The 25,642-nt window shown below is 45.9% G+C and carries 19 protein-coding genes; 16 read left to right on the top strand and 3 right to left on the bottom strand.

All coding sequences use genetic code 11. The features are described 5' to 3' along the window. Positions 1-19: 19 nt before the first annotated feature. A complete protein-coding gene (locus tag OXH00_24005; protein ID MCY3744089.1) occupies positions 20-1,180 on the bottom strand; it encodes an ABC transporter substrate-binding protein in 1,161 nt (386 codons plus the stop codon). 642 nt (positions 1,181-1,822) lie between these two features. Here OXH00_24005 and OXH00_24000 point away from each other — a divergent pair. Both OXH00_24000 and OXH00_23995 read left to right on the top strand, forming a co-directional pair. Then, on the top strand, positions 1,823-2,722 hold the full coding sequence (locus OXH00_24000; protein ID MCY3744088.1) for a DMT family transporter: 900 nt from the start codon (positions 1,823-1,825) through the stop codon (positions 2,720-2,722). Between the two features lie 40 nt (positions 2,723-2,762). Beyond that, the gene (locus tag OXH00_23995) at positions 2,763-3,602 is read left to right on the top strand and encodes a formylglycine-generating enzyme family protein (protein MCY3744087.1); all 840 of its coding nucleotides are present in this window, start codon (positions 2,763-2,765) and stop codon (positions 3,600-3,602) included. 160 nt (positions 3,603-3,762) lie between these two features. Here OXH00_23995 and OXH00_23990 read toward each other — a convergent pair whose 3' ends face one another. After that, the gene (locus tag OXH00_23990; GenBank protein ID MCY3744086.1) at positions 3,763-4,584 is read right to left on the bottom strand and encodes a hypothetical protein; all 822 of its coding nucleotides are present in this window, start codon (positions 4,582-4,584) and stop codon (positions 3,763-3,765) included. 1,980 nt (positions 4,585-6,564) lie between these two features. On the opposite strand from OXH00_23990, the gene OXH00_23985 reads away from it, so the two are divergent. Genes OXH00_23985 through OXH00_23975 form a run of 3 tightly spaced genes read left to right on the top strand, consistent with a single transcriptional unit; the run spans position 6,565 to position 8,463 of the window. Then, on the top strand, positions 6,565-7,482 hold the full coding sequence (locus OXH00_23985; GenBank protein MCY3744085.1) for a hypothetical protein: 918 nt from the start codon (positions 6,565-6,567) through the stop codon (positions 7,480-7,482). Between the two features lie 20 nt (positions 7,483-7,502). Then, entirely contained in the window at positions 7,503-8,165 is a 663-nt protein-coding gene (locus OXH00_23980; GenBank protein ID MCY3744084.1) for an alpha-ketoglutarate-dependent dioxygenase AlkB, read from the top strand. Beyond that, positions 8,158-8,463 carry a hypothetical protein gene (locus tag OXH00_23975; protein ID MCY3744083.1) on the top strand — a complete coding sequence of 102 codons (306 nt, stop codon included), beginning with the start codon at positions 8,158-8,160 and terminating at the stop codon, positions 8,461-8,463. Before OXH00_23980 ends, OXH00_23975 begins: the two co-directional genes overlap by 8 nt. A gap of 583 nt (positions 8,464-9,046) precedes the next feature. On the opposite strand, the gene OXH00_23970 is transcribed toward OXH00_23975, so the two are convergent. Beyond that, positions 9,047-10,063: a type I restriction enzyme HsdR N-terminal domain-containing protein gene (locus OXH00_23970; GenBank protein MCY3744082.1), complete on the bottom strand. Its 1,017-nt coding sequence runs from the start codon at positions 10,061-10,063 to the stop codon at positions 9,047-9,049. 885 nt (positions 10,064-10,948) lie between these two features. Between OXH00_23970 and OXH00_23965 the strand changes: the two genes are divergently transcribed. From OXH00_23965 to OXH00_23915, 11 genes are all read left to right on the top strand, one after another. Continuing rightward, the gene (locus OXH00_23965; protein ID MCY3744081.1) at positions 10,949-11,677 is read left to right on the top strand and encodes a hypothetical protein; all 729 of its coding nucleotides are present in this window, start codon (positions 10,949-10,951) and stop codon (positions 11,675-11,677) included. Positions 11,678-11,720: 43 nt separating this feature from the next. Continuing rightward, the gene (locus OXH00_23960) at positions 11,721-12,734 is read left to right on the top strand and encodes a DUF1573 domain-containing protein (GenBank protein MCY3744080.1); all 1,014 of its coding nucleotides are present in this window, start codon (positions 11,721-11,723) and stop codon (positions 12,732-12,734) included. 215 nt (positions 12,735-12,949) lie between these two features. Beyond that, positions 12,950-14,077: a hypothetical protein gene (locus OXH00_23955; GenBank protein ID MCY3744079.1), complete on the top strand. Its 1,128-nt coding sequence runs from the start codon at positions 12,950-12,952 to the stop codon at positions 14,075-14,077. A 24-nt stretch (positions 14,078-14,101) separates the two neighbouring features. Further along, positions 14,102-16,939: a preprotein translocase subunit SecA gene (secA, locus tag OXH00_23950; protein MCY3744078.1), complete on the top strand. Its 2,838-nt coding sequence runs from the start codon at positions 14,102-14,104 to the stop codon at positions 16,937-16,939. Between the two features lie 197 nt (positions 16,940-17,136). After that, on the top strand, positions 17,137-17,340 hold the full coding sequence (locus OXH00_23945) for a Trm112 family protein (GenBank protein ID MCY3744077.1): 204 nt from the start codon (positions 17,137-17,139) through the stop codon (positions 17,338-17,340). Continuing rightward, entirely contained in the window at positions 17,340-18,572 is a 1,233-nt protein-coding gene (locus tag OXH00_23940) for a TIGR03087 family PEP-CTERM/XrtA system glycosyltransferase (GenBank protein ID MCY3744076.1), read from the top strand. Before OXH00_23945 ends, OXH00_23940 begins: the two co-directional genes overlap by 1 nt. Positions 18,573-18,662: 90 nt before the next feature. After that, complete coding sequence (locus OXH00_23935) at positions 18,663-20,678, top strand: nucleoside-diphosphate sugar epimerase/dehydratase (GenBank protein ID MCY3744075.1); 2,016 nt, start codon at positions 18,663-18,665, stop codon at positions 20,676-20,678. 22 nt (positions 20,679-20,700) lie between these two features. Beyond that, on the top strand, positions 20,701-21,348 hold the full coding sequence (locus OXH00_23930) for a sugar transferase (GenBank protein ID MCY3744074.1): 648 nt from the start codon (positions 20,701-20,703) through the stop codon (positions 21,346-21,348). A gap of 90 nt (positions 21,349-21,438) precedes the next feature. Further along, entirely contained in the window at positions 21,439-22,308 is an 870-nt protein-coding gene (gene sppA, locus OXH00_23925; GenBank protein ID MCY3744073.1) for a signal peptide peptidase SppA, read from the top strand. Between the two features lie 25 nt (positions 22,309-22,333). Then, a complete protein-coding gene (locus tag OXH00_23920) occupies positions 22,334-23,482 on the top strand; it encodes a Clp1/GlmU family protein (protein ID MCY3744072.1) in 1,149 nt (382 codons plus the stop codon). 2 nt (positions 23,483-23,484) lie between these two features. Then, positions 23,485-25,398 (top strand): ABC transporter ATP-binding protein, encoded by a 1,914-nt coding sequence (locus OXH00_23915; GenBank protein MCY3744071.1) that lies wholly within the window; start codon positions 23,485-23,487, stop codon positions 25,396-25,398. The last annotated feature ends 244 nt before the right edge of the window (positions 25,399-25,642 follow it).

Below are 25,642 nucleotides of genomic sequence, written 5' to 3'. Positions count from 1 at the left end.
CTTGACTCAACGCTGAAGATCATTCAAGCACCTGAAATTCTCCATCCTTAACAACCAGAACAATCTGGTCATACAGGGCATCTCCGTCAGGGTTAAAAGAGAAGTCGCCTAAAATCGTGGAGAAATCCTTCGTCTCTGCAAGCGCGTCCCGAATGGCGGTCGAATCCGCCGATTGTGCTATCTTAATCGCATTGGCGAGAACATGGAGCGTCACATACGATTGTGCCGCCCACGGTTCAGGTTCAATACCGTATTTCGCCCGATAATTCTCAATAAAGGTTTGGTTTCCGGGGGCATCAGATGTAGTAGACCATCCGATAAAACCTATCGTCCCTTCAGCACCATCGCCCGCCTTTTGGACTTCATCCATGGTTAAATCAGGCGCAATTACGCGAAGCGTATCTGGAAAACCTACCTCGGATGTTTGTCCAACAATCTGCGCTATTTCTTGTGAGAGGGCGGAGATAAAGAGCGCATCCGGCTCCACCGCCATTATATTCATTAATTGCTGAGAAAAATCGGTATCGCCGGTTTTAAAGGTTTCCTGCGTGAGTATCTCAACCCCGTTTGCCGCAAGTACTGTCTCTAACACTTCGTTGCTACTTCTGGCGTAGACATCAATCTCATCATAGATCGTCGCGACTTTTTGATAGCCGAGTTTCTGCTGCGTCACCATTACCCCACTCGGAATGCTTATATTTGTGGCAAGGCTGGTGCGAAAAATAAAATTTCCAATCCCGCTCAAACCTGCAGCGGAGGAAACCGAACTGAAAGCGATGACCCGATTTTCCTGCGCAATTGGAGCAGCCGCTTTAAGGTGCGTCGAGATAGCAAGCCCGACTATAGCAGGGACACCTTGATCAACCAGATGTTGTACGGCTGCCTTCGCACCCTCCGGGGTGCTATGATCGTCCACAGTGATAAACGTGAGATTCACACCACCACGGCTGTTAATCTCTTCGCGTGCCAATTCAAAACCGCGTTGCATAGGAAACCCATACGGTTCGGCGTGCTGTCCTGTCAGTGCTACAACAACACCGATGGGAATCTCTTCGCTCATCATCTGAGGCATTTCGCCATTAGATACTACCGAGACGACTCTACCACAACTCAAAAGTCCGACAGTCAAAGCAATGCTTGCTAAAGCAAATGCGAATATTACGATTCTTTTCATTTTCATGTTTAATTTCTGCTTTCCTTTTTTTACTTTAAATCTGGTGACGGTTTCTGGTAACATATCCCAAGTTGCCGCCGAATAGGTTTTGGGTGTTTATAGTGGCACGCTTTCGTAGCATAGGCTGGTAGCCTGTGTCACGTTTTCGTAGCATAGGCTGTTAGCCTGTGTGCCTCTGTAGCATAAGAGACCGTTGGTTTCCTGCGGCACTTTCAAGGACGATGAGAGCACTAAGAATTGTTTGAGAATGCCCTCTTAATTCTGAAATCTACTATAAACACAGATTTTTTAATGAAAAGCATCTCTTCACACCCCGTAGGGGTGGTATGTCTATAGAAAATCGCGTCGTCAAACCCCGGCACTCCAGCGGAGTGCTATGTGAATAAAAAAGTGACAACTTGGGTGAAAATAATGAAATGATGAGATAGAAGACCCTCATAACACTGCTGTCCCATCCGCGTTTAGTTATAATAGGGTAGCACATAAGTCCGAAAAAAATATCAAAAAATCATGACGACTTTTTCCTTGACCAACAAAGATAAACGTAGTATCCTTAGTGAAAATCAATATCCATTTTACACCACAGCGTAGAATAAATATACCACAAAATCACAACTTGGTCCCTCTTTTCGGGGCTTATTTATATTTATGCTTGAAAAAGAATTTAGGAACGAAGACCCATCAGGCAAGATTATTGCCTTCATGTTGCTCATTGTTTCGCTCATAGGCGGCGGGGCATTCGCCGTTAAACTCGGTCTCCAAGGCATTCCACCCTTAAAAATGGCACTCTTTCGCTGTATATTGGGCGTTATTTTTGTTGGCGGCGCAGGGTTCTACTATGGGATGTCAATGCGGATGCGCTTCGAGGAATTCCGTCGGCTCCTCCTGATCGCCGCCCTTTACACCTTGCATACAATCACGCTGAACATCGGCACCCAACACACAACAGCCGCGCGTTCAACTATTTTTTTCAGTCTCTATCCGCTTTTTACAGTCTTGTTTGGACACTTTTGGCTTCCAAATGATCGACTTACTGTGACGAAAACACTCGGAATTATCGCGGCATTCGGTGGTGTTTTTCTCGCCATCATGCCAAATCTGCAAGGTGGGAGCGTCACAGGATACCTCATCGGCGATCTCATCGTCATTCTTAGCGCATGTTTCTTAGGGCTCCGCATCACACTCACAAAGGTGTTCGTTCCGGACATTTACCCGTACCGACTCCTCGTCTGGTTGTTGGCTTTAAACATTCCCTGCTTCTACATTCTCAGCCACATTTTTGAGCGTGAGCAATCCGTTGAATGGACGCTGGCAAGCACTGCTGGGCTCATCTATCAGGGCTGGATTATCACAGGGTTCTGCTTTTTAGGATTGACATGGACGCTCAGAAAATACAAGGCGAGTAAATTGGTCGTCTTTTCCTTCCTGATGCCCCTGTCCGGCGTTTTGTTTAGTCATCTATTTTTAGGTGATGAACTGACACTCGACTTGTTAGCAGGCACTGGATTGGTGGCAGTGGGCATCTATCTTGTGAATCGACAGCCTTAATCCGTCCATAAACCAATAGATACGAAGGAAGTTTTACATAATGACGCAAAAAAGAATCACGTCCCTCCTAATCCTTACCATTTTATGGGGCTACGGTACACAACACATCCCCTCTGCCGATGATACCCCTGACGGTATGATGCTAATACCTGCAGGCGAATTTGAAATGGGGAGCCACACCGGGAAAAACAATGAACGTCCAGTGCATACCGTCTATCTTGATGCCTTCTATATGGACATCTACGAGGTAACAAACGCACAATACAAAATTTTCGTCGATGCAAATCCGCAGTGGCAAAAAGATAACATTCCCGAGGAATATCACGATGGTGTATACCTCCGGCTCTGGGACGGGAACACCTATCCCGAAGGCAAAGCGGACCATCCGGCCATTTATGTCAGTTGGTACGCAGCGATGGCTTACGCAGAATGGGCAGGCAAACGGTTACCGACAGAGGCAGAATGGGAAAAAGCCGCACGCGGCGGCCTCGCTGGGGAGGCATATCCATGGGGCAATACTATTGATGCAACCCGCGCAAACCACGCACGGCATTTCAATGCCCCGATCGCTGTCGGGCAGTACCCACCCAACGGCTACGGCTTATACGATATGGCAGGAAATATCTCCGAATGGTGTCTTGATGAATACGATCCTGATTTCTATGCAACCTCCCCGCGAGAAAACCCAGTTTCTAATGGCACACGCCAAGAAGTTATTAATAGTTTCAAAGTCATCAAGAAGAAGAACCGCGTTTTAAGGGGCGGCTGCTGGAGCGATAACGGGTTATTCCTGCGGGTCGCCTACCGGGACTGGGGACCACAGAATTACACCAGCGTCTTCCGCGGATTCCGCTGTGTGAAGGATGTTCCTCTAAAGTAACCCAAGTTGCTACTGACAGATTTTGCACATTTCAGAAGGTTTTGAATCTCTTTCCACACCCCAGACAGGGGCATTTGGTTTTACATATTTACTTTATCTATGTAATTTTTTTCTCTTGTAGGAGCGAGCTGTGCTCGCGATAGGCTGTGCTCGCGATAAGTTAATCGCTCAAATTCTGTGAGACAAGCACCAAATCCAAAATATTAACAACACCGTCCGCATTCACATCCCCATCCGTATCCACCTCCCCAAGACGGGAAGCAACAAAGACAAGGTCTAATATATTGACAACGCCATCACCCGTTACATCATAAGGGGAAGCGCCAGGAACCAAATTGGAGCGTATCAAATTAAAAACAAGCTCTTGATCCGTCTCGACTTTAACAATCCCAACATTCGGTGCCAGCCATTGGTAAGAAGTAGAACGGCCTATCGACGTAGAGACAGTCCTTGAATCAAGCTGAACTTTAAGGCAGTTCTCAAATGACCCCGCGGGTGTTACCACATCTTCTACCGCAATAACTTCGTAAGTATAAGTAACTGAAACTCGACCCGTGAGTATAACCTCTGTTTCCAACATAAACTCCCACGAATCCCCAAGTGCTAATGACGCTGGGACAAAGAGGACAGGCGGCGATAATATGGCTGTTGCTGTACCGAATATTGAACCGAGTTCCGCAACAATTTTATGCAGTTTTACGCCCTCGTCATCAAAATGCACAAAATACGTTTCACCCGTAGTCTCGTCTGCACCTGCCGTTTCTGCTGTTCTTTTGAAGAGTGCGATCTCTTTGTCCGCAATACGTTCTTCTGAGCCTTCAATCGTATAAGTAACCCGTTCAGTCCCATCCTCAGTCTCCAACACCCAAATGTTCCCCAAATCCGTCGGATAATACGCCACAGTTTCTGCCATTGCAGCAATCGAGGCATAGAGGAATAAAAGCACCAACACCAGTCCAACGCGAACCCTTTTTACAAACACCAAATTATTTCTCCTTTTCATAAACCAGATAAAAACCAATTCCATTCATCATAGAAACCTTCAAAAGTGTAACATATAGAGGTCTCTGAAGTCAAAGAGAAATCAAAAATTCAATAGCTCTGATTTGGAAAAAATAACTGTCTCAGACCCAGACCCGGTAGGTTCGGTTTCCCAACCGAACCATAGGTGTCAATTTTAGAAAAATAACCCTCTCGACACGCAAAAACACCCTCGGCATCCAGACCGAGACGGTCGGTCTCCTAACGCTTTACACTTTTAATTTCTGAACTGTGATTTCTCTGATTGCTATGATACTCATGATAAGAAAACCCATCACAAGCAACTGAAAACTGAAAACCGAGTCCTGACGGCTCAGCAGTTTCCCAGGAACGCCATCTTTGTAGAAACTTCAACCCCACAATCAGCATCTTATTTTCTATCAGAGATCTTATCAGAAAAATCAGAAAAATCACAGAAATCACAGTTCAGACTTACTCTGCCGAGAATGGCACGAAAAATCCCTAAATTGACACTATGGTGTGGTTTGCAACCGCACAGGACTTAAAAAAGAGGATTCAAAATTTGAGACAATCCGATAATTTATTTAAAACTGAATGACCCTGTAGGAGAACAAAACGCCACTTGCATTCTTTCTACTGACTACTACGAACCCATCTGTTTGTAGTAGGGCAATTCTGCGGTGTACTCACCCCGGGGAATGCCCATAAGGCATTCATACCGTTGATTCATGCGAAGTGCATTATTGCCCGTTTTGTTACCGATCTATTTTCTTAATCTTCATCCAGTTTGTGTGGTATATGCGCAAACTCGGAAGTTTACGCTACAATATGCTTTTATCAAACTCACGTTAAGAACATATTATGCGAATTAACGCTTAGGATACATTTCACGTTGTTTTGTTGTCTTTTAGCGGTATCATTTGCGAGTTGTCCTCATTTCTGCCATTTTAAGCAAAAATATGAATAAGGACACACAATTCACCCACTATCATGTCTAATTTCTATTTTATGCAACCTTTCGTCCTAACATACGCGTTACAGTAATATGAAGCCTCTATTTTTGTTTCACATTACATGAAAGACAATTATTGCGGATTAGCCGCATTGTAAAAACGGTTAAATCATTAAGCAATATTAAATAATAAAGTATCAATTTTTCGATTTTTCCGCAGGCACCCCCGTAGCCCGACATTGATGGGAAATGTGCAAATTTAATATTGAAACTTGCTTAATGTCTATTAGCAATTAGCATTTCGTCTTGAAGATACTTGTCTTCGTCCGCGTGACCATCCGGACGAAGCTGACAAGAGATTCTATCTGAGTCTACCTTCATTGCGTCGGGAAGTCACCCATAGCAACTCAGAAGCTGCAGCGGTTTGCCGTCATTGTACAAGAAGAGGCTCTCACACGAAATGAGATGTAGGTCTGGCTGCACTGCTCTTATAGCGAGTCAGCAAAACCGGCGCATATCAGCCAGAAACACCGCATCCTGCCGCGCTTTGCGGAGAAGGGGATTATCAGAGACGGGCGCGTGTTTTGAAGCAATTATGATAATTGTCTGAACCATGATTTATAGGATTTAGGGATTTTCGGGAGTGTAGCCGTCATGACAACCACATATTTTCGGATTTACCAATAAAATTCACTTTTTTTCACATTTTTTTCATTTTATGCACGAAAAGGGGATAAAAAAATTGTCTTTAATATACAGTTCGGTGAAAGTTTAGATTTAACCCTTGATCGAAACCACAGGAGAACGAAACACCGTCAATTCGGTCGCGACGCGTCTTACGTTTGAATGTGAAAGATATAATGCCAGCGACAAAAGGCTAACTGCCGACAGGGGCCCCACTCGTTACTAGGGACGGGAAGCGCAGCGAACGCCCTGACACTGACAATCATACTTCGTTGACACACTTATGTGTCTGTGGTATAATGCTTTTATCAAAGGAGTTTTGAATTGCAATATATTCACTACACTGGTACGGACAATTCAGGTTACAATTGCTATGAACCCAGCGATAGTCTATACAGTTTATTTGAGAATACGGTAATAACACCATTTAGAGAATCACTTCCAGAGGAAGCGAATAAATTTGAAGATTACAACAGCAATTCAGATTATATAAACGGGCTAAGGATAAGTGTTCTGAATCGAGGTTCGACAGATTTCGATGCCCCATCATCATGGCGCGGTAAGGATTATACACCAGAACATAAGGTGTTACTCAATGGTGTTTTTTATATGCCTATGCACCTCTATAGTTCTTATCATTTTTATAGAGGGCACAGACACGTAATCGAAAGTGAGAACGTAGTCTTTATCGACTTTGGTTGTGGACCATTAACTTCAGGTATTGCGTTTTGGACTGTAGCAGGACAGTGCAATATCACTTATATAGGTGTTGATATTTCGGAACACATGCTTAATAAGGCAGCGGAAATAAACACTGCGGGCCCCTTTGGCAATTCTGATGAGCCTTTTTACAAAAATTTTCACCTTGGACGTAACTTCAATAACTTGCCAGCGTATTTGAACAGTATTGAAAGAGGTAATCCTGAAGATACGCTGATACTATTTAACTTTAGTTACGTGCTTGCTTCTATGACATTCCGAGGAAATATCAATGCGTTAATCAACGCGCTCCTCAATATTGTTCAAGCGAACCTCGACTATAAAATTGCCATGATGTATCAGAATATCAGCGGCGGTGATAGAAATTGGAGGGAACTCAAAAATAGGATTATTAACGCTTTTCGCCATATTACTTTTATGGGTCAAAATGACACGGCAACCATGCGTGTAAAATATAAGCGGTTAATGCAAGGAACGCTGCACCCTTATGATGTGTCCTACGATTATTTTTATAACCGGTAACACCTCAAAGGAGATTGACCATGGCAGAACGAGCAGTACAATTAGAATTGTTTGATCGGGATATGCAAGCCCCTCAACCACAACCCAGTGAAAAAAAAGAGATATCGATGGAGATACCGGGGTTGCGGTGTATAAAAAACTATATCACAGCAGAGAGACATGATAAGTTATTAGCCCACGTTGACGAACAACTATGGCTTGACGACATTAAGCGACGCGTCCAGCATTACGGCTTTAAGTATGACTACAGGGCACGGAAGGTAAATTATGATATGCACATCGGTGAGTTGCCCGGATGGTTGGAAAAATTGAGCAAGGAACTGTATTGGGATAAGTACATGCCAGAAGTCGCGGATCAGGTGATTGTCAATGAATATCTGCCTGGGCAAGGGATTTCAGCGCATATTGATTGTGAACCGTGTTTCAAGGATACCATTGTTTCTTTAAGCTTGGGATCCAATTGTGTTATGAATTTCACAAATAAGTTAGATAAAGCAAAGCGTATCCCAGTCTGGCTCGAACCGAGAAGTCTTATTGTCATGGAAGGGGAAGCGAGGTATCAGTGGTTACACAGTATTCCAGCAAGGGGATGGGACGAATGGGAAGGTGAGAGGCATGGTAGGGAACGACGGGTATCACTAACATTTAGGAAAGTAATTATAGGAGACAGTTATTATGAATAACCCACACACGCGACTTCGAGTGACGATGCCCGGTGGAGAGGTAATTGAATGTCCCATAGCAGCGGATACTGTAGAAGAGGTTATTTTTACACTTGGTCCCGAGCGCGTCTTAAGTGTAGACCACGAGAATATGCTTATCTCGCGATTTCAGTTATCTGACAGTAGCCGAAATTATCGCAAGCGAGGGGAGTGGTACATATCACGTGATTGGCGAAACGAACGCAAAAAGGAACTCCTTGAGAGGATTGCCGAGCGTCTTGGTATTTCAACGATGAAAGTAGAGATTATTCCAAAATAGTGTTCCTCATTGACAATCTGTAGACAAGTAAACCTATGCTAGTGAGCGAAAGTGTTACTTACCTTGCGAGAGGTTTATCAGTTTTAACTATTTTAACCCAAGTTGCTACTAACAAATGTTGGTGTTTTGGCTTAAGAAACACCCAAGCAAGAACAGTATTTCAGCGGATTTCCAAAGCCTTTTTCAAGTCATTTCTTCACCCGGTAGGCAGTACAAGCCTTCCCCTTTTCTGATCGAGATTATCCAATACATACGAATACAATTACGTTAGATCAACTAATCTTGAGGTATAAAAAACAACCAGCGACACCCTACTCTGTCTCACGGGGTTTTGCGACACCTACCTCGGTCTCGCGTTTTTTTTCTTAAACATTTCTGATATGCTACAATACATACCAACAACTAACGGCAGTAATAACGTGAAATCTAATTTAACCATCCCCCAAACTACTAACTGCGTTTTATTTTAATACATATTTGTCTTTACCGGTTTGGATTGAAAGATTTGTCAAAAGATTTTCACAATAGGGTGATAACGGACAGACACAACAGCAGGTCTATTGGAAAGTGAGATCGATTTTCACTATTTCTCAACTATTTCTACTGTGATTTGGACACCTAGAAGTTGAGCAATTTCCTCAAGAGCACGTTTTTTACCACGAGTATCAGCATAATGATGTATGTAATACTGTCCATATTCAACTCTAAAATATTTTGGAGGATCGGTTCGTACGGTAGATGGGTGAACGCTCATTACCTTTTCTATTCCTAACTTTTCAAGTGTCTCAATGAATGTGGCTTTTGCATGGCGACGTTCAACCACTTCTCCATTAGGCATTGTAACGCGCAAACGTGTTGATTTCTTGCGTGGTGTTGGAGCGTTAGGTTGGACCGGTTGTTTCTCACGAGGATCTGGAGCGAGGGGTTGTACTAAGGGTAACTCTTCCTTTCTTAAAAAGGCGATCACTTGTTCATCGTCGGGACGATGTCCACACACGTTTTCAGTTTTTTCCACCACAACTTTGATCAGACCCTTGTCTGCTTCCTTTACCAAGGCGCGCCATGCTTCTGGTAAACCACTCTGAATCTTTTTTTGTCGGACACGGTTATTATAGTCATCTCTGATTGCATCAACCGCCTTATCTGAACAAATTGACTCGTAATTCAAGTATTTGCTAAGGCACTCGGCACTTTCCGCGCTGTCTCCTGTGATGAAATCTAACTCGCGGATCTTACGTTCCTCCCATGTTCCTTCTCCCGTTGGGTGAAAGAAACGCCATATCTGACCATCGGTGAGGACCGCGATTGGTACTCTTATGCGAGCATCATATCCAAACAATTGTTCCTCTGCCCCTTCAATGTTCCCAACTTGCTTGGCTTCAATGAAGACACGAGGTTTCTTCGATTGCGGATCCAGTAGGGCGTAGTCTACTTTCCCAGAACCTACAGTGTATTCAGGATAAGCAATTTGAGTTTCTTCAAGTGGCCAACCCAAGTTTCTGAGTAACGGATCCACAATTCCTTGGCGAACCGCCTGCTCATTTGGGTATTCTTTATTTTTTAACCTGTTACGTATATCGTCAATTTGTTCTTTTATCATAATTCTATCCTCTCAACCGAATCTACAAATGAGTCCTATATCAAACTTGTGTTAACATAACATATGGTGATCGCAAAGTCAAGCGGAAATGGGAATTCAGAAATATTTCATCTCTATTTTGAGGTTGGCAAACGCCGGTAATCCCAAAAGATCAATAATCCTGAAAATCTTCTAATCCAGTAAATCCTGATTCAGACAAATAGCACCCCGAACTAACAGAAAACCTCTTAAAATCAGCGTAATCCGCGTAATCTGTGTAATCCGCGATTCAGAGAAAAAATAAATTTGACTTCCCAAATCAAATATGTTATCATATATAAACAGGTTATCATACATAATGTAGCGAACACGCTCTGAAAAAACACGAGATGTAGACCACATAAATTAACAAACGTTAACCAACAAAATTAGCATTTTATGAACAACCTAAAAACGAACCGCATCCAACAAACGCCACCGAGCCAATGATACACTATATTTGAGGCACTTCAGGAAAGCATTGACAAAAATTAAAATTACCCAATTGTTCACAAAAATTACGGAAATCCAGAATTCAACAACGCCATCAACCCGTATGCTAACTAAGTTTATGCCCTTTACAGAAAATAAAAAAGAATCATGAACAATTTCATGAACATTAATGAACACAATGCCAAAGAATGCATCACGCACCGAATCGATGACCGCCACAAACCCGTGTCCCAAGTGGATTTATCATCCATGACATCATGAACACAAAAATTGAACAGTTCGCCAATGTTCATGAATGTTCATGAAATTCCGTGCCATGTTCACGAAATGTTCATAATTTACCGCTTAAAAACCCATTGTCTACGATGGTAAAATAAATTAACAAATAGTTAACTTATATCTGTGGAGGAAACTGTGCTAAAACGAAAAGACCTCAAATTCAGGCTCGCAAATCGACACAAAGAATTCGCTGTCATCCAGTTTGCGCAATTCATGAAACCCACCGATGTTGTCACCGCTGTCATGGAACAATTCAAAACCGAACTCGCCGCCGACATAGAAAAATACGGCGCAGGCGAAATCCGACGCTACCTCTCCCATAACTTCTGGACACTCAACCCTAAAAACGGAAAAATGCCCGAAAAATTCACGGAACTCTTTGAGACACACAAACAGTTATACCTCAACACCTACAACGATAGTTACCTCCGCCACCCGCGAAACGTCGTCAAGGAGCTGGATACCCTCTACGAAAAATGTACCCAACAACTTGAAAACGCCGAACCAGACAAGGCTCGCCAACTCATGCCGACAATGCTCAAAATTATCCAAACCGTCAGAAACACCATCGATGCAATCCCACTCGACGAACTCGAAAAGGAAGATGGCCTGTTTCAAACAATAAAAATTCTCACACACTTTGGCGGGGAAATTGAAAAACCCGACCCACTTGCCGAAGAAGATGAACAGAAACTCAGAGAACTCCTAAAAACAGAATCACCTTTTGAAGAAATCCGAAAATTTGTTGAATATCTAAGATGCAAAGATCAAGACGTTTTTCTCGTCCAACCCTCAAATCGAGATCCTAAAGAGGGACCAGACGTTATTAGAGGCAGACCCATTACAATTACATTCTTACCCTAACCACGATCAAAAGAGAATAGGTCATCAACGCTATAATAAAACCATGTCCAAACGCACAATCCTCACATACATCATCATCCCCACACTGCTAATTGCCGGGCTAATCATCTTTCTCCGAAATAACCCGCAGGAACCCACTCCCGAACTTCTGCTGGAACGACAACATATCAACTTCGGAACTCTCCCTGAATGGGACGGTCCCGTCACACGAACCGTGACAGCCCGAAATGTAGGCAAAAACACACTCCGCATCCAAAATGTTCACACAGGTTGTAGTTACGCAAAGATTACAGCACCCGAACAGATCCGACCCAATGAGGCAGCAGCCTTCCATATAGACATCAACCCAGAAATCCTGCCCGCTGACCAGACCTTGGCAACCGCCACCATTTTCACCGATAGCCTCAAAACCCCAAGCGTTTCTCTGACAATCGTCGCGGCTGCCAAACGGTTTGCAACCCTGAATCCTGATGTCTGCGATTTCGGAAATATCCGCCCAGAAACGACGCATCAAAAAGAACTCAAACTCATTGTGAACGCGCCACTCAACACATCAGACCTCCGTCTCTTACCATCAAACCATTCGAGATTAACATGGGAAATGACACCTGACCCTGACACAGACACATCATTTCTTGTTACCGTTCAACTCGCGCCGCGCAAAGACAGAGGTACCTTCTCATCGCTACTCACTGTGGCGTTCCCCAACGAACGGACGTTAACGCTCCCCGTCACTGCTAAAGTCATGGCACCCGTTACGGCACACCCACAAACCCTCTCCTATGGCGTGGCAGTGGCAGGCACACAGCCATCGTTAGAATTCACGCTCTCTGCTGAATCCCGTTTTGAGGTGCTGAAAGTTGAAACTCCTACCGTTTTGGAGGTTAGTATTATGAGCGACACCGGTAAACAGCACCAGAAAAGACTAAAAGTCGTATGGCATGTTCCAGACGCGCCAGAACCTTTGCGTGAGGAAATCCAAATCCTAACTACAGCAGACCCACTACCCATCCGCATCCCCGTCTACGGCTTCATCCAACTCGGAACTGCCAACTGAAAACTATTCTAATGATAATTCTCTTGTAACTGAAAACTGAAAACTGATGACTGATAACTATTCTAAACTGAAAACTGATAACTATTCTAAACTGGTAACTGGCAACTGGTAACTGGTAACTATTCTAAACTGATAACTATTCCCACTTGACAAAATCGTGTAAATTGTAGTATCATTAATACATAAGCACCCGTAAAAAAGCAGAAGAATCCTTCATGGAAAAACGATACTTCGATTTCAGGGATATTTTCCGAGTTATCCGTTACGGATTCAGTGGACGCAAGATCGCTGTTCATTTCATTGGACTCGTCATCGCGTATCTGATTTATGAACTTTTGGTATATCTCAGTCTTTTCGTTGAGGGTGGTGCTGCTGCTCAGGATTTTTGGAATACATACGCACTCCTACCCGTCACCCCTTTCAGTAACGCTGAACTCGCACAGATAACTGAGATCGCAATGTGGATAGGAGTGATAAGCTTCGCATGCATCTTCTTCCTATCAAGCACTGTGGCTTCCAAAATTACCATCGAACAGTTCCGCGGGGATTTCTTCTTTTCGGTCGGTGATGCCGTAACTTTTCTCAAAGGGCATTGGAAATCTGTTTTGGGCGCGTTCATCGGATTACTTCTCATCCAGATATTTCTCGCCCTCATACCCCTTAGCATTGCCGGACTCGGAAAGTTACCGGTCGTCGGAAAACCGTTTCTCATGGTCGCTTCACTTTTCATGCCGCTCGGATTCTTTCTCGGTGTGCTAATGGCATTAATCGCCGTGGTTTTTTCTGTCAGCCTGCTCTTTGTACCCGCTGTTGTCGCCACGACAGGTGCCGATACGTTTGAAACCATCTATCAGCAGTTTGCCATCGTTTGGAACAAATCGTGGCTCACAGTGTGTTATGAAGCGATGTTGTTGCTGATAAAACTCATCTTTGTACCGATCTGGGCGTTTTTTTGCCTCGCAGGCTTTTCAATCGTGATGCTGCCGATGTCTGTTCTACATACCGGGCAGATGGAGCACATCACGGCGTGTGCAAACCTATGGCTCGGTGGTGCTATCGAAAAGTTAGCAATGCTGCCATACGTTAACAGTTTGGGTGTCTTTAACATCGGCATGGCCATGAAAGAGCCATCTACTTTCATGACGACAGTGACGGCTATTTTTCTCACAACCACGCTGCTAATGGGGGCTGGACTGGTAATCGCACACCTATTTTCAATCGCTTCCGCCGGAAATACAGTGATTTATACGATTTTACGTAAGAAAATTGATGGACACAATTTGTTAGAGCCGTTTAACCCGGAACCGGCCGAAGGAACCCAATTTCTGAAAACTGAAAACTGATAACCCATAAACAGGATAGCAACTATGTTCCAAAAAGTGATAACAAAAGTCTTCGGTAGTAAAGAGGACCGGGATGTCAAAAAATTTCGTGACATCGTCGAAGCGGTCAACCAACGCGAGACGGACATCAAAAAACTCACTGATGCACAACTGCAATCCAAAACACCAGAATTTCGCCAAAAATTGGACGCAGGCGCATCGCTTGATGAACTCTTACCAGATGCATTCGCTATTGTCCGAGAAGCAGCAGTACGGACGTTGAAACAGCGTCATTACGATGTCCAAATTATGGGCGGTGCCGCACTCCATCAAGGCAGCATCGCAGAGATGCGGACGGGGGAAGGTAAAACGCTCACCTCAACGCTTGCCGTCTATCTCAACGCACTCACCGGAAAAGGCGTACATCTCGCCACCGTTAACGACTACCTCGCACGCCGCGACGCAGAGTGGATGGGCAAAATCTATAATTTCCTCGGACTCTCCGTCGGACTCACACTCAGTTTGATGCCCCATGAACAGAAAAGACTCGGATACAAATCAGACATCACCTACGGCGTACACAGCGAATTCGGGTTCGATTACCTCTGGGATAACAAAGCCCTTTCGTTTGACACCAAGGTGCAACGCGGGCACGTCTACGCCATCCTTGATGAAGTGGATAGCATTCTCGTTGACGAAGCACGGACACCGCTCATCATCTCAGAACCCTCCGGTAAACCCGCCGAACTCTATAGGCAAGTTAACAGCGTCGTCACGCATCTCCGAGCGGAAGAACACTTCCAGATTGACCAGCAAGGGAAATCGCGCGGCTCTGTAACCCTGACAGATGAAGGGGTCGAAGAAGTTGAACGCCGTCTCGGTGTCGGGAATCTCTACGAACATACCAATATCGCTATGGTGCATCACGTCAATCAGGCACTCACCGCACATCACCTCTACAAACGCGATGTCGATTATCTCGTCGAAAACGGCGAAGTGCTCCTCGTTGATGAATTCACCGGACGGAAACAAATTGGGAGACGGTTAAGTGAAGGACTCCACCAAGCCATTGAGGCGAAAGAGCGCGTTAAAGTCGTTCAGGAAAGCCAAACCGGTGCCAAGATTACCTACCAGAACTACTTTCGCATGTACGATAAACTCGCCGGTATGACAGGTACCGCCGCCACAGAGGCAAACGAATTCGCGCACATCTATGGGTTAGAGGTCGCCGTTATCCCTACCAACGAACCCATGATCCGAATGGACAACCCCGACCAGATTTATGCGACCGAAGATGCGAAATATGATGCCGTCTTGAACGACATCGTCGAACAGCACGAAAAAGGGCGCCCGATACTCGTCGGGACAGTCTCGATTGAAACCTCTGAGAAACTCAGTAAGATGCTCAGAACCAAACATCGGGACATCAAACACCAAGTTCTGAACGCCAAAGAACACGCACACGAAGCCGACATCATCGCACAAGCGGGGATCCCGGGGGCTGTAACGATTGCTACGAATATGGCAGGTCGCGGCGTAGACATCCTACTCGGCGGTAACCCTGAAGGCTTAGCGAAGGAGATGCTCCGCAAGCAGAAAACAAAAAAAGTAGAGGAAGTCCATCCAGAGTCCGAAGAATTCCTGGCAGCACTCGAAAAAGCAGAAGCAATTTGTGACGAAAATAAAGAAAAGGTCTTAGCCGCAGGCGGACTCCATATCGTCGGCACAGAACGCCACGAGTCGCGTCGTATTGATAATCAGCTCCGCGGACGTGCCGGGAGACAGGGCGACCCAGGCTCATCTCGGTTCTACCTCTCCCTTGAAGACGAATTGATGCGGAAATTTGGATCCGAACGTTTGCAAGGGTTAATGACACGGGTCGGCATGGAAGAAGAGGTACCCTTAGAGCACCCATGGGTTACCAAGTCCATTGAAAAAGCACAGACGCGTGTTGAGCAGATGCACTTTGAAATTCGGAAGAACCTCCTGAAGTTTGACGATGTCATGGATTCGCAACGTGATACGATCTATACCTTACGCGATACCGTCTTGGCATCGGCGACCGACATGTCAATATTGTCTGCAGGCGAAGATGCACCAGAAACGGACGCATCGGAATCCCCAGAAAACGGGAACATGCCGGAGGAGATGGGGCTTGCAGCACTCGCTGAAAAAGGTGGCAAAACACCGGCTACCCTCAAAACGACAATCTGGCAGATGATTGAGAGAGTCGTTGAAGATGCGATTGATGACAATCTACCGGAAAAGGGTGGAAACGCTCTCGAAGATCCGGGCAGGTATGAGCAATGGTTGACAAATAAGTTCCCCGTCAAACCGATCTGGAAAACGCCGTTGGCGCAAGCGGATGCGAACGATGTTGAGGAACAGACACTGGCGGTCCTCCGCGAGACTTATGAGCAACGCGAGACCGAACTCGGACCAGAGGTAATGCGCCTCCTTGAACGCCTACTCCTGCTCGATAGAATTGACGATCACTGGAAAGAACACCTCTATAATATTGACTACATCGAGGAAGGGATCCGGTTCGGGGCGGGATACGGTGGTAAAGATCCAATTGTCGTCTTCAAAAACGAGGCACTCGCTGTTTTTGAGAGTATGTATCAACACATTGAGGAAGAGGTCAGCGAATTTATCTTCAAATCTCGGGTCAATACCGAAGCACCGCGCCGTGTCCCCGGGCGACGCACAGGCAAACCGCGTAGACAGCCACCGAGACGTGCCAAAGCGGACAGTGCCACCTCAGCCAGCGATGATGCCGAATTCGCTTCGCAGCAGGCGATGGGAAACGTGCCGAAGGTCGGCAGAAACGCACCCTGTCCTTGCGGTAGCGGTAAAAAATACAAGCGATGCCACGGCGCATAGTTGTCAGTTTTCAGTACGATTTTTTCTCCGAAAAAATCTTTCAGTTTGCTTCGCAGTGAGAAAAAGAGACTTTGTGATTATCAAAACCTCTTTTACTGGTCATCGGTTTTCGGTTAAAGAGGGGTCCGGTTTAATCAGATACCTCTTTAACTGACAACTGACAACTGATAACTGATAACTAATAATGGAGAACGCCTTTGAACACTGAAAACGCTTATGGACTCTCGAAAACGCTACTTGACATCCTCGCATGTCCGGCATGTAAAGGCGGAATAGTACACGATGAAACGGCACAGAAACTGGTATGTATCGGTGAGTGTCAGCGTCGCTATCCTATTCGCGACGGTATCCCCGTGATGCTCATTGATGAAGCAGAATTGCCTGACCAAGAACCGAGCTAATGAAGATTTTATTTTTGAGCCTCCGGTGTCCGTATCCACCACATCGAGGTGATCGGATCCGATCTTACAACTTTATTAGACAACTCTCGAAACAACATGCCATAACACTCGTTTACTTTGCTGAGTCCGAAACCGATATTGAATCGGCGAAACATTTAGAACCTTTTTGTGAACGCGTAGAGTGGGTACGGTTCCACCGTGCTTTTGCATACCTGAATACCGGATTTCACTGCTTATCGCGGCATCCGCTCCAACTGCACTACTGGTACGCACCGCAGATGCAACGTAAGATTGACCAGCTCCTCGCGAAAGAACGTTTTGAGCTGATTCATGCGCAACTTTTTCGCATGGGACAATATGTGGCAGGCGTCCAAGGCCCCGCTAAAGTATTGGATTTGTGTGATTCATTAGCACTGAATCTCAGTCGCCGCGCCGAACTTGAAAGTAATCCTTGGCTCGCAAAAATTAAATTAGATTGCACTCCAAAGCGTTTTTTGGTAAAATTAGAGCAAAAGCGGGTGCAGCGTTACGAAGTCGATATTATGAAGGCTTTTGATTGCGGCACCGTTGTCGCCCGCTTCGACCGCGATTATCTGCTGAAACAGGACGATACCTTGAATCTATCGATTGTTCCGATGGGCGTTGACCTCGGATACTTTCAGCCGAAATTGATAGAGGAACACGCACCTGTCTTGCTCTTTACAGGGACGATGAACTATTTTCCGAACGCTGATGCTGCGACCTATTTCTGTAATGAAATTTTCCCGCGTATCCGAGAACGGCATCCGAAAGCCTGCTTTTATGTCGTCGGTAATCATCCATCGGAACCTGTGAAACGGCTTGAAGATCAGGAAGGGGTCGTCGTTACCGGTTATGTCCCGGATGTCCGCCCCTATTTTGAGAAGGCATCTGTTTTTGTTGCGCCGTTACGCGCCGGATCGGGGATACAAACCAAAAATTTGGAGGCAATGGCGATGGGAGTGCCAGTTGTTACCTCTTCTGTCGGTGCTATGGGTTTAGAAGCGGACATCGGCAAGGAACTCCTCGTCGCTGATACATCCGCAGACTTTGCTGAGCAGGTTATTCGTCTACTTGATAACGAGAGTTTACGAAAAACACTCGCGCAGACTGCCAGAACCCGCGTTGAAACCAATTATAGTTGGGAGGCTATTGGAGACCGTTTGGAACATGTTTACGCACAAGCAGCACAGATGCCAAGTCCAAGAAAATAGATTCGCAATCGCGCCAGAAAACTTAACGATTCAGAGAGTGACCAGAAAAATAAGCGAAACCCCGTATTTGTAAATTTTTAGGGAGGTAGTATGGATAAACCGAAAATAAAATGGAGTTTTATAGTTGTTGTTGATGTCCTTCTCGTCAATATTGCGTTTTTATTTGCTTATCTGACCAGTCTGCAATTCGGTTTTGACTTTTTAGAACAGCCAACGCCGCTCTTTGCCATATTGCAGAGTGCAGACCTATCCGCCTCTCAGCATTTTTTAGGTATCGCCGCTGTTGTCACGATCGTCCGCATCGGTCTATTATTAGGGTTTAATCTCTACAAACCCATGTGGCAACACGCTGCTGCGCAGGAATTCCGAAAACTAACTGCCGCAATCATATTAGCGACTCTGGGACTCATCGGGGTGTCTATACTATTGAAAATCGCTTGGGTGCTATTCTTGATTGATGGATTCTATAATTTTGCACTCATCGGATTTACCAAATTTTCTAAGCAAATCTTTCAAAAAGATAGACGCGTGGTCGTCACGAGTTCCCAGGACACTAAAGGTTCAGACGGTATAAACGCCGTGTCGAGTCTGCCCGCCCGAAAACCGCCGACGAAAGTCCTTATTGTCGGTGCCGGTGAAACAGGTATCGGTGTACTCCGCGAACTCAGGAACCATCCTGAAAAAGGGTATGTACCAATAGGGTTCATTGACGATGCACCCCATAAAATAGGGAGAACTGTTGCTGGGCTTGAAGTACTCGGCACGACCCGGGACCTAACCTATATTACGCGGAAGCGGGAAGTGGACGAAGTCGTCATCGCTATCCCGTCGGCACCCGGCGGAAAAATCCGAGACATTATTCGACAGTGTGAGTATCGGGGATGCCAGTTTAAGATTGTCCCGAACATTCACGCAATTCTTGAAGGACGCGCAAGTGTTAGTCAGATTCGGGAAGTCCGGTTTGAGGACCTGCTCAATCGCTCGATCTCCCAAATGGACATCGCCGAAGTTTCCAAATATCTCTCCGGTAAACGCGTCATGGTAACCGGTGCCGGCGGCTCTATCGGTTCCGAGCTCTGCCGACAGGTGGCGAAACTGGACCCTGAGCTCCTTATCCTCTTCGGACGCGGTGAAAACAGTATCTATCATACAGATATAGAACTTCGAGAATTTGAACCCGAACTGAACCGTGCTTTGATTATCGGCGACATCCGAGATAACGCAAAGGTCTCCCAAATTACGCGCAAATATCGTCCACATATTATCTTTCACGCCGCCGCACACAAACATGTCAAGTTTATGGAGAATCATCCTGACGAAGCCGTGAAAAATAACATTCTCGGCACCCAGAACCTGATTGATGCCGCAATTAAACACAACGTTGAAGCGTTTATCCTCGTCTCATCCGATAAAGCCGTGAACCCAACGAGCGTTTATGGTGCCTCCAAGCGCGTAACAGAGAAATTGATTCAGTGTAAGGCACGACAAAACGGGACTCGGTTTATCGCTGTCCGCTTCGGAAACGTTATCGGTAGCCGGGCGAGTGTCCTCCCCAATTTCAAACGCCAGATTGCTAAAGGTGGTCCCGTCACGGTTACGCATCGCGAGGCGACTCGCTATTTTATGACGATTCCTGAAGCCGTCCAATTGCTCATCCAAGCAGGGGTTATGGGCAATGGTGGCGAAATTCTTATGTTGGACATGGGGGAACCTATTAAAATTCTTGACCTCGCCCAAGATCTCATCCGACTCTCTGGGCTTGAGGTGGACAGAGACATCAAGATCGCATTTACGGGGTTGGAACCCGGCGAGAAGTTATATGAAGAACTCCTTACACCGAAAGAAGGCGTTACAGCGACAAAGCATCAGCGTATCTTTGTAGCACAATTGGAAGGGATTGAGGAACATCAACTCCTTTCTCAGATTGATGAACTTTCGCAGCTCGCAGATGGACTTGACGCAGAAGGGATTGTCGCCAAATTCCAAGAATTGGTGCCAACATATCAACCGAACCGGGCGTTCATTACAGAGACGGATACGGAGAGCGGGTCTGAGATTGTTCAGTTCCCCGCTGAAACGAAAACCGCTACCGCAAATCGCCGCTAACGCTATAAGGTAGGGTAATCACATGTCGCAAACTGTAGACTCCCCAGATGTCATTATCGCATCCAAGTCTGCTTGGGTGAAACGGACATTTGATCTCGTGTTTGCGATTATCGCACTCCTACTGCTGTCCCCCCTTTTTTTTCTCGGTAGCCTGCTCGCGAAGTTGCAATCCAAGGGACCTGTGTTTTACAAAGCAAAGCGGGTTGGCAAGCACGAAACTCTCTTTGAAATGTATAAATTCAGGACTATGATCGTCAACGCGGATACACTCGGCGGCAGCTTGACAACCTATCGAGACACACGGATTACACCCATCGGCAGGTTTTTGAGATGGACAAAACTTGACGAACTCCCGAATCTAATCAATGTTATCAAAGGAGAGATGAGTCTCATCGGACCACGTCCTGAGGCTCCTGATTACGTTAAACACTATACGGAAATACAGAAACAGGTGCTGCAGGTAAAACCGGGAATGACCGGCCCCTCGCAACTCGCTAACCGCGATGAAGAGGAGAAACTCAAAGGGCAACAGGATGCGGAGCATTATTACATCACAGAGTTGATGCCCAAAAAACTCGCCTTGGATCTTCACTATGTCGCAACACAGAGCATCGCCTCTGATATAGGATGGTTGTTAAAAACCCTTTGGGTCGTCATCGTTAGACGATAGACTTACACTTTTTTTCTTCCCTGTTGGCTGCTGATAACTGATAGCCTCTTTAACTGACAACTGACAACTGACAACTGACAACTCCAAAATATGAAAAATAGACGAGTTTTTATTATCTTAGGCACGATCATTGGCTTGTTCTGCTTGATGCTCATTGTATTACGTTCAATAGGTGGCGGGGCATCACTTGGAGATAAGGTCGCTGTGATAGATGTCACAGGAATTATCTCCAAATCCGATGCAACGATTAAACGCATTCACGCCTATCGCGATGACCCGAGTGTCAAAGCGATCGTTCTTAGAATTGATTCACCCGGTGGGAGTGTCGCCCCTGTCCAGGAAATCTACAGCGAATTGGAAAAAATAGAAAAACCGATAGTCGCTTCAATGGGCGGCAGCGCAGCATCAGGCGGTTATTATATTGCCTGTGCAGCCGACACAATCCTCGCGAACCCCGGCACATTAACCGGTAGCATCGGCGTTATTATGCAGTTCACGCGAATGAAGGGCTTATACGACAAAGTCGGATTAGAACACCAAGTCATTAAGAGCGGCCAATTTAAGGACACAGGCTCACCTTTCCGCACATTGACGGAGCAGGAACGGGCGGTGCTACAAGCCACTGTCGATGATGTTTACAATCAATTTGTGGATACCATCGCTGAGGCGCGCGGGAACGTTTTAACCCGGGCGGAAGTCGCCGAACTCGCAGATGGTCGGATTTTCTCTGGAAAACAGGCGTTGGATTCAAAACTGATCGACCAACTCGGCAACCTACCTGATGCAATCAAAATCGCTGGAGAATTGGGAGGCATCGAGGGGAAACCTAAGGTGCTACGTAAGGAAAGGAAAACATCGCTGTTTGAACAACTCGTCGGTATTAAACAGATGCCGCCTTTTGATGAGATGTTCAGTCCCCCGGGTGTCACTTTCCGTTATCAAATGAGCCTTGGTGACTAAATTCTCCGCATGATGAGACAGGAAGATGGATGACACCTACCAAGTTAACCCTGACTGGCGAAAACTTGCGAGTCGAGTTGTCAAGCCGCAACAGATTGTACTTGTGATAGGCGCGACCGATACAGGAAAATCGACTTTTTGCCGTTTTTTAGCCGACTTTGCACTCGCAAAGGGGTTTAAAGTCGCTTGCGTAGATGCAGATATCGGTCAGTCCCAAATCGGGCCTCCTACCACAATCGGTGTGAAGTCCTTCGGACCGCAAAGTGAAATCCAATTACCATCAGAACAGGAATCGATTTTAGAAAGCGGACAAAACCGAGTAGAAAAGAATATTGTATTTGATGGCACCGCGGACCGGCTCTATTTCGTCGGTGATGTGTCGCCGAAAGGACATTTCCTTGAGACCCTCACAGGAACACGTCTGATGGTAGATAACGCACGTGAAGCCGATGCCGATTTCATTATTGTTGATACCACCGGCTATGTTCATGATCCCGCCGCAGTCATTCTCAAACAGCATAAGATTGAACTCATCAGACCCAACCACCTCATTTGCATCGGGCGTTCCATCGAATTCAAGCAGATAACAGCCTGCTACAGTCAACAGGCGTGGCTCAATATTCATTATCTCCTGCCACACCAGAATGCTCGATTGAAAAATAGTAATACACGAAGTGGGTACCGAAAGGACCGATTTGATACCTACTTCTCTGAGAGTTGCGTCCAACAACTTCCTTTTGAACAGGTTCGTGGGGGGCGCACTCCTTTTTTTATAGGGCGTCCCGCAAATGAGAAAGAGTTAGAAATTCTCGCCGGGCTTGCAGAGACGCAAGTTTACCATGCCGAATGGGGAAATCGCACCTTATGTTTCATTGGGTCGCAGCATCTTTCCAAAGCGATTATCACCCGCATTAAAAATTATTTAAGTCTGACGCGCGTTACAGTCGAAGTTTCTACCTACTTTGAACGCCGCTTGGTTGGATTAATCGATAGCACTGGGGATACCTACGTGATCGGAATCATTGAGGCTGTGGACTTCCAAAAGCGAGAACTTAGTGTCCGTTGCAAAACTGATGCTGTAAAACAGGCGTGTGCGATTCAATTTGGCGATTATCAGTTAAGGTCAAGCAAGCAGGCTGGGGTGAACCGAACGGAGCCCAACGGTCAGGATTAGGCATGGACAAAGAAACCCTCACAAAAAACCCAATCTTTAAACGGTTTGTGTGGTATCACACACCTTACACCGGTTCTATTCTCTTGGCGATGGCTTTCGCATTGGTCGGTGCCGTGTGTGACTTAGGTGTCCTTCAACTTGTTTTGCATGATGCGGTTAACGCTCTTGAAGCTGTCAGTGGCAATTCGTTTGACGAACCTGTATCTGTCCGTTACTTCCACCGCGAGGGCAATGAAGGAATGTTCGCTTTTGATGGTTTTGAGGTGGTATTAGTAGATGCTGACGACGCGCTTAAATACTTTTTATCGCTACTCGGTGGAATGCTTATTCTCGTTCTCATCAAAGGTTTTTTTGTTTACGGCAACGATTATGTGATGGCGCGTGTCGGGCATAAACTCGCCTTTCGGTTACGCAATGCCCTCTACGAGCGAATTGTTTCGGCACCGTTAGGTGTTTTACGCGAAGAACGCACCGGCGACCTCATGACACGGATCACGGAAGATGTTCGAGTCTGGCAGACGCTTGTTGCCGCTATGGCGGGGATCATACGGGCTGTTGTTCTTGTTGTCTCTTTCGTTTCTGTGATGCTAATTGATAGTTTCAAACTTACCTTCTTTGTTTTATTGCTCCTGCCGCTCCTCGCTTATCTGATTACGCTTGTTGGTAGGCGAATTCGTAGTGCCAGCATAGAGATTCAACAGCAGAGTGCAAACATCTATTCACAACTCAAAGAGACATTTTCCGGAATCAAAATTATTAAAAGTTTTACATCTGAACAGACGGAAACAGAACGTTTCCGAACCATTAATTGGAGTCAATACTGCTCAGCCATTCGGCGTGCCCGTTTCGCAGCACTCCTCCCTCCTCTGATTGAATGGTTGGGGGCTATTGGGATTGCAACGGTTTTTGGGTTATGCTGTTGGCAAGTGATTAATGGTCAGCTTTCTATAGGGTGGTTCATCAGTTACATCGGTATGGTCAGCTACATGTTCAAACCGATTAAGACGATTGGCAACGTCAACACTGCTTTACAGCAATGCCTTGTTTCTGCAGAACGTATTTTTTATCTCCTTGATTTCGGAGCCGAGGCAACCAAGCAAAATACGGCAGGTGAACGCGACCGCTTGACGGAGAAGTCGATAGACGCTATCGAACTCCAGAATATCCACGGATCCGTCACATTCCAAAACGTCACCTTCGCTTATTCGCAAGATACAGAGACCCAGCAAGCACCTGCCAAACCTGTTATTGATAACGTAACGTTTGAGGCGAAACCGGGTGAAGTCGTCGCACTCGTCGGACCCAGCGGCAGTGGTAAGACGACGCTCCTCAATCTGCTCCTGCGTTTCTATGAAGTCAATTCAGGGGAGATTTTGATTGACGGTGTGTCTATTTCTGAAGTAAAACTTGAGTCCTTGCGACAAAGTATTGCACTCGTTCCGCAGGACACGTTCCTCTTTGACGGAACGATTTTGGAAAATATCGGTTATGGCTGCCCGGGTGCTACCGACGCAGCGATTATTGCAGCGGCGCAGAAGGCAAACGCACACGAGTTTATCACAAAAATTCCGAAGGGCTACGCTACGCCAATAGGGGAGGCGGGTGTAAAACTCTCCGGTGGCGAACAGCAACGCCTCTCTATCGCACGGGCACTCCTAAAAGACGCACCGATTCTCGTTTTAGACGAAGCCACATCTTCACTCGATACGCAGTCAGAAGCACTCATTCAAGAATCGTTGACAAACCTGATGGAAGGAAGAACCAGTTTTATTATCGCACATCGGCTATCAACGGTTGTCCGGGCTGATAAAATCCTTGTTATCAAGGATGGAGAGATTTTGGAAACCGGAACACACCAAACACTGTTAGCAAAGGGCGGGTTGTATAAAAAATTCTGTGAGATGCAACTCAGTTAACTGGTTCAGTTGGAAGATTGGAAGTTGAGAAGATAGTGTAGGGGCGGGTTTTCCCCGCCCGTCATTGATGTAAGCCGATGCCGAGTTCGTAGGGGCGGGTTTTCCCCGCCCGTCATTGATGTGAGCCGATGCCGAGTTCGTAGGGTGTTTTTGCTTGGGTGTTTCCCCCAGGGTTTTCCCCGCCCGTCATTGATGTAAAATGTGCATATTTAATATTCAAACTTGCTTAGAAAATCGTCCGCGA

It is taken from the genome of Candidatus Poribacteria bacterium (assembly GCA_026706025.1).
Classification (GTDB): domain Bacteria; phylum Poribacteria; class WGA-4E; order WGA-4E; family WGA-3G; genus WGA-3G.
The sequence above is the reverse complement of the archived record's forward strand: the minus strand, read 5'-3'. Positions and strand labels throughout refer to the sequence as shown.

What these genes read in the sequence shown, in the direction of transcription:
- OXH00_24005 (MCY3744089.1), bottom strand. Translation starts at nt 1,180, where the DNA reads ATGAAAATGAAAAGAATCGTAATATTCGCATTTGCTTTAGCAAGCATT.
- OXH00_24000 (MCY3744088.1), top strand. Translation starts at nt 1,823, where the DNA reads ATGCTTGAAAAAGAATTTAGGAACGAAGACCCATCAGGCAAGATTATT.
- OXH00_23995 (MCY3744087.1), top strand. Translation starts at nt 2,763, where the DNA reads ATGACGCAAAAAAGAATCACGTCCCTCCTAATCCTTACCATTTTATGG.
- OXH00_23980 (MCY3744084.1), top strand. Translation starts at nt 7,503, where the DNA reads ATGGCAGAACGAGCAGTACAATTAGAATTGTTTGATCGGGATATGCAA.
- OXH00_23975 (MCY3744083.1), top strand. Translation starts at nt 8,158, where the DNA reads ATGAATAACCCACACACGCGACTTCGAGTGACGATGCCCGGTGGAGAG.
- OXH00_23970 (MCY3744082.1), bottom strand. Translation starts at nt 10,063, where the DNA reads ATGATAAAAGAACAAATTGACGATATACGTAACAGGTTAAAAAATAAA.
- OXH00_23960 (MCY3744080.1), top strand. Translation starts at nt 11,721, where the DNA reads ATGTCCAAACGCACAATCCTCACATACATCATCATCCCCACACTGCTA.
- OXH00_23955 (MCY3744079.1), top strand. Translation starts at nt 12,950, where the DNA reads ATGGAAAAACGATACTTCGATTTCAGGGATATTTTCCGAGTTATCCGT.
- secA (MCY3744078.1), top strand. Translation starts at nt 14,102, where the DNA reads ATGTTCCAAAAAGTGATAACAAAAGTCTTCGGTAGTAAAGAGGACCGG.
- OXH00_23940 (MCY3744076.1), top strand. Translation starts at nt 17,340, where the DNA reads ATGAAGATTTTATTTTTGAGCCTCCGGTGTCCGTATCCACCACATCGA.
- OXH00_23935 (MCY3744075.1), top strand. Translation starts at nt 18,663, where the DNA reads ATGGATAAACCGAAAATAAAATGGAGTTTTATAGTTGTTGTTGATGTC.
- OXH00_23930 (MCY3744074.1), top strand. Translation starts at nt 20,701, where the DNA reads ATGTCGCAAACTGTAGACTCCCCAGATGTCATTATCGCATCCAAGTCT.
- sppA (MCY3744073.1), top strand. Translation starts at nt 21,439, where the DNA reads ATGAAAAATAGACGAGTTTTTATTATCTTAGGCACGATCATTGGCTTG.
- OXH00_23920 (MCY3744072.1), top strand. Translation starts at nt 22,334, where the DNA reads ATGGATGACACCTACCAAGTTAACCCTGACTGGCGAAAACTTGCGAGT.
- OXH00_23915 (MCY3744071.1), top strand. Translation starts at nt 23,485, where the DNA reads ATGGACAAAGAAACCCTCACAAAAAACCCAATCTTTAAACGGTTTGTG.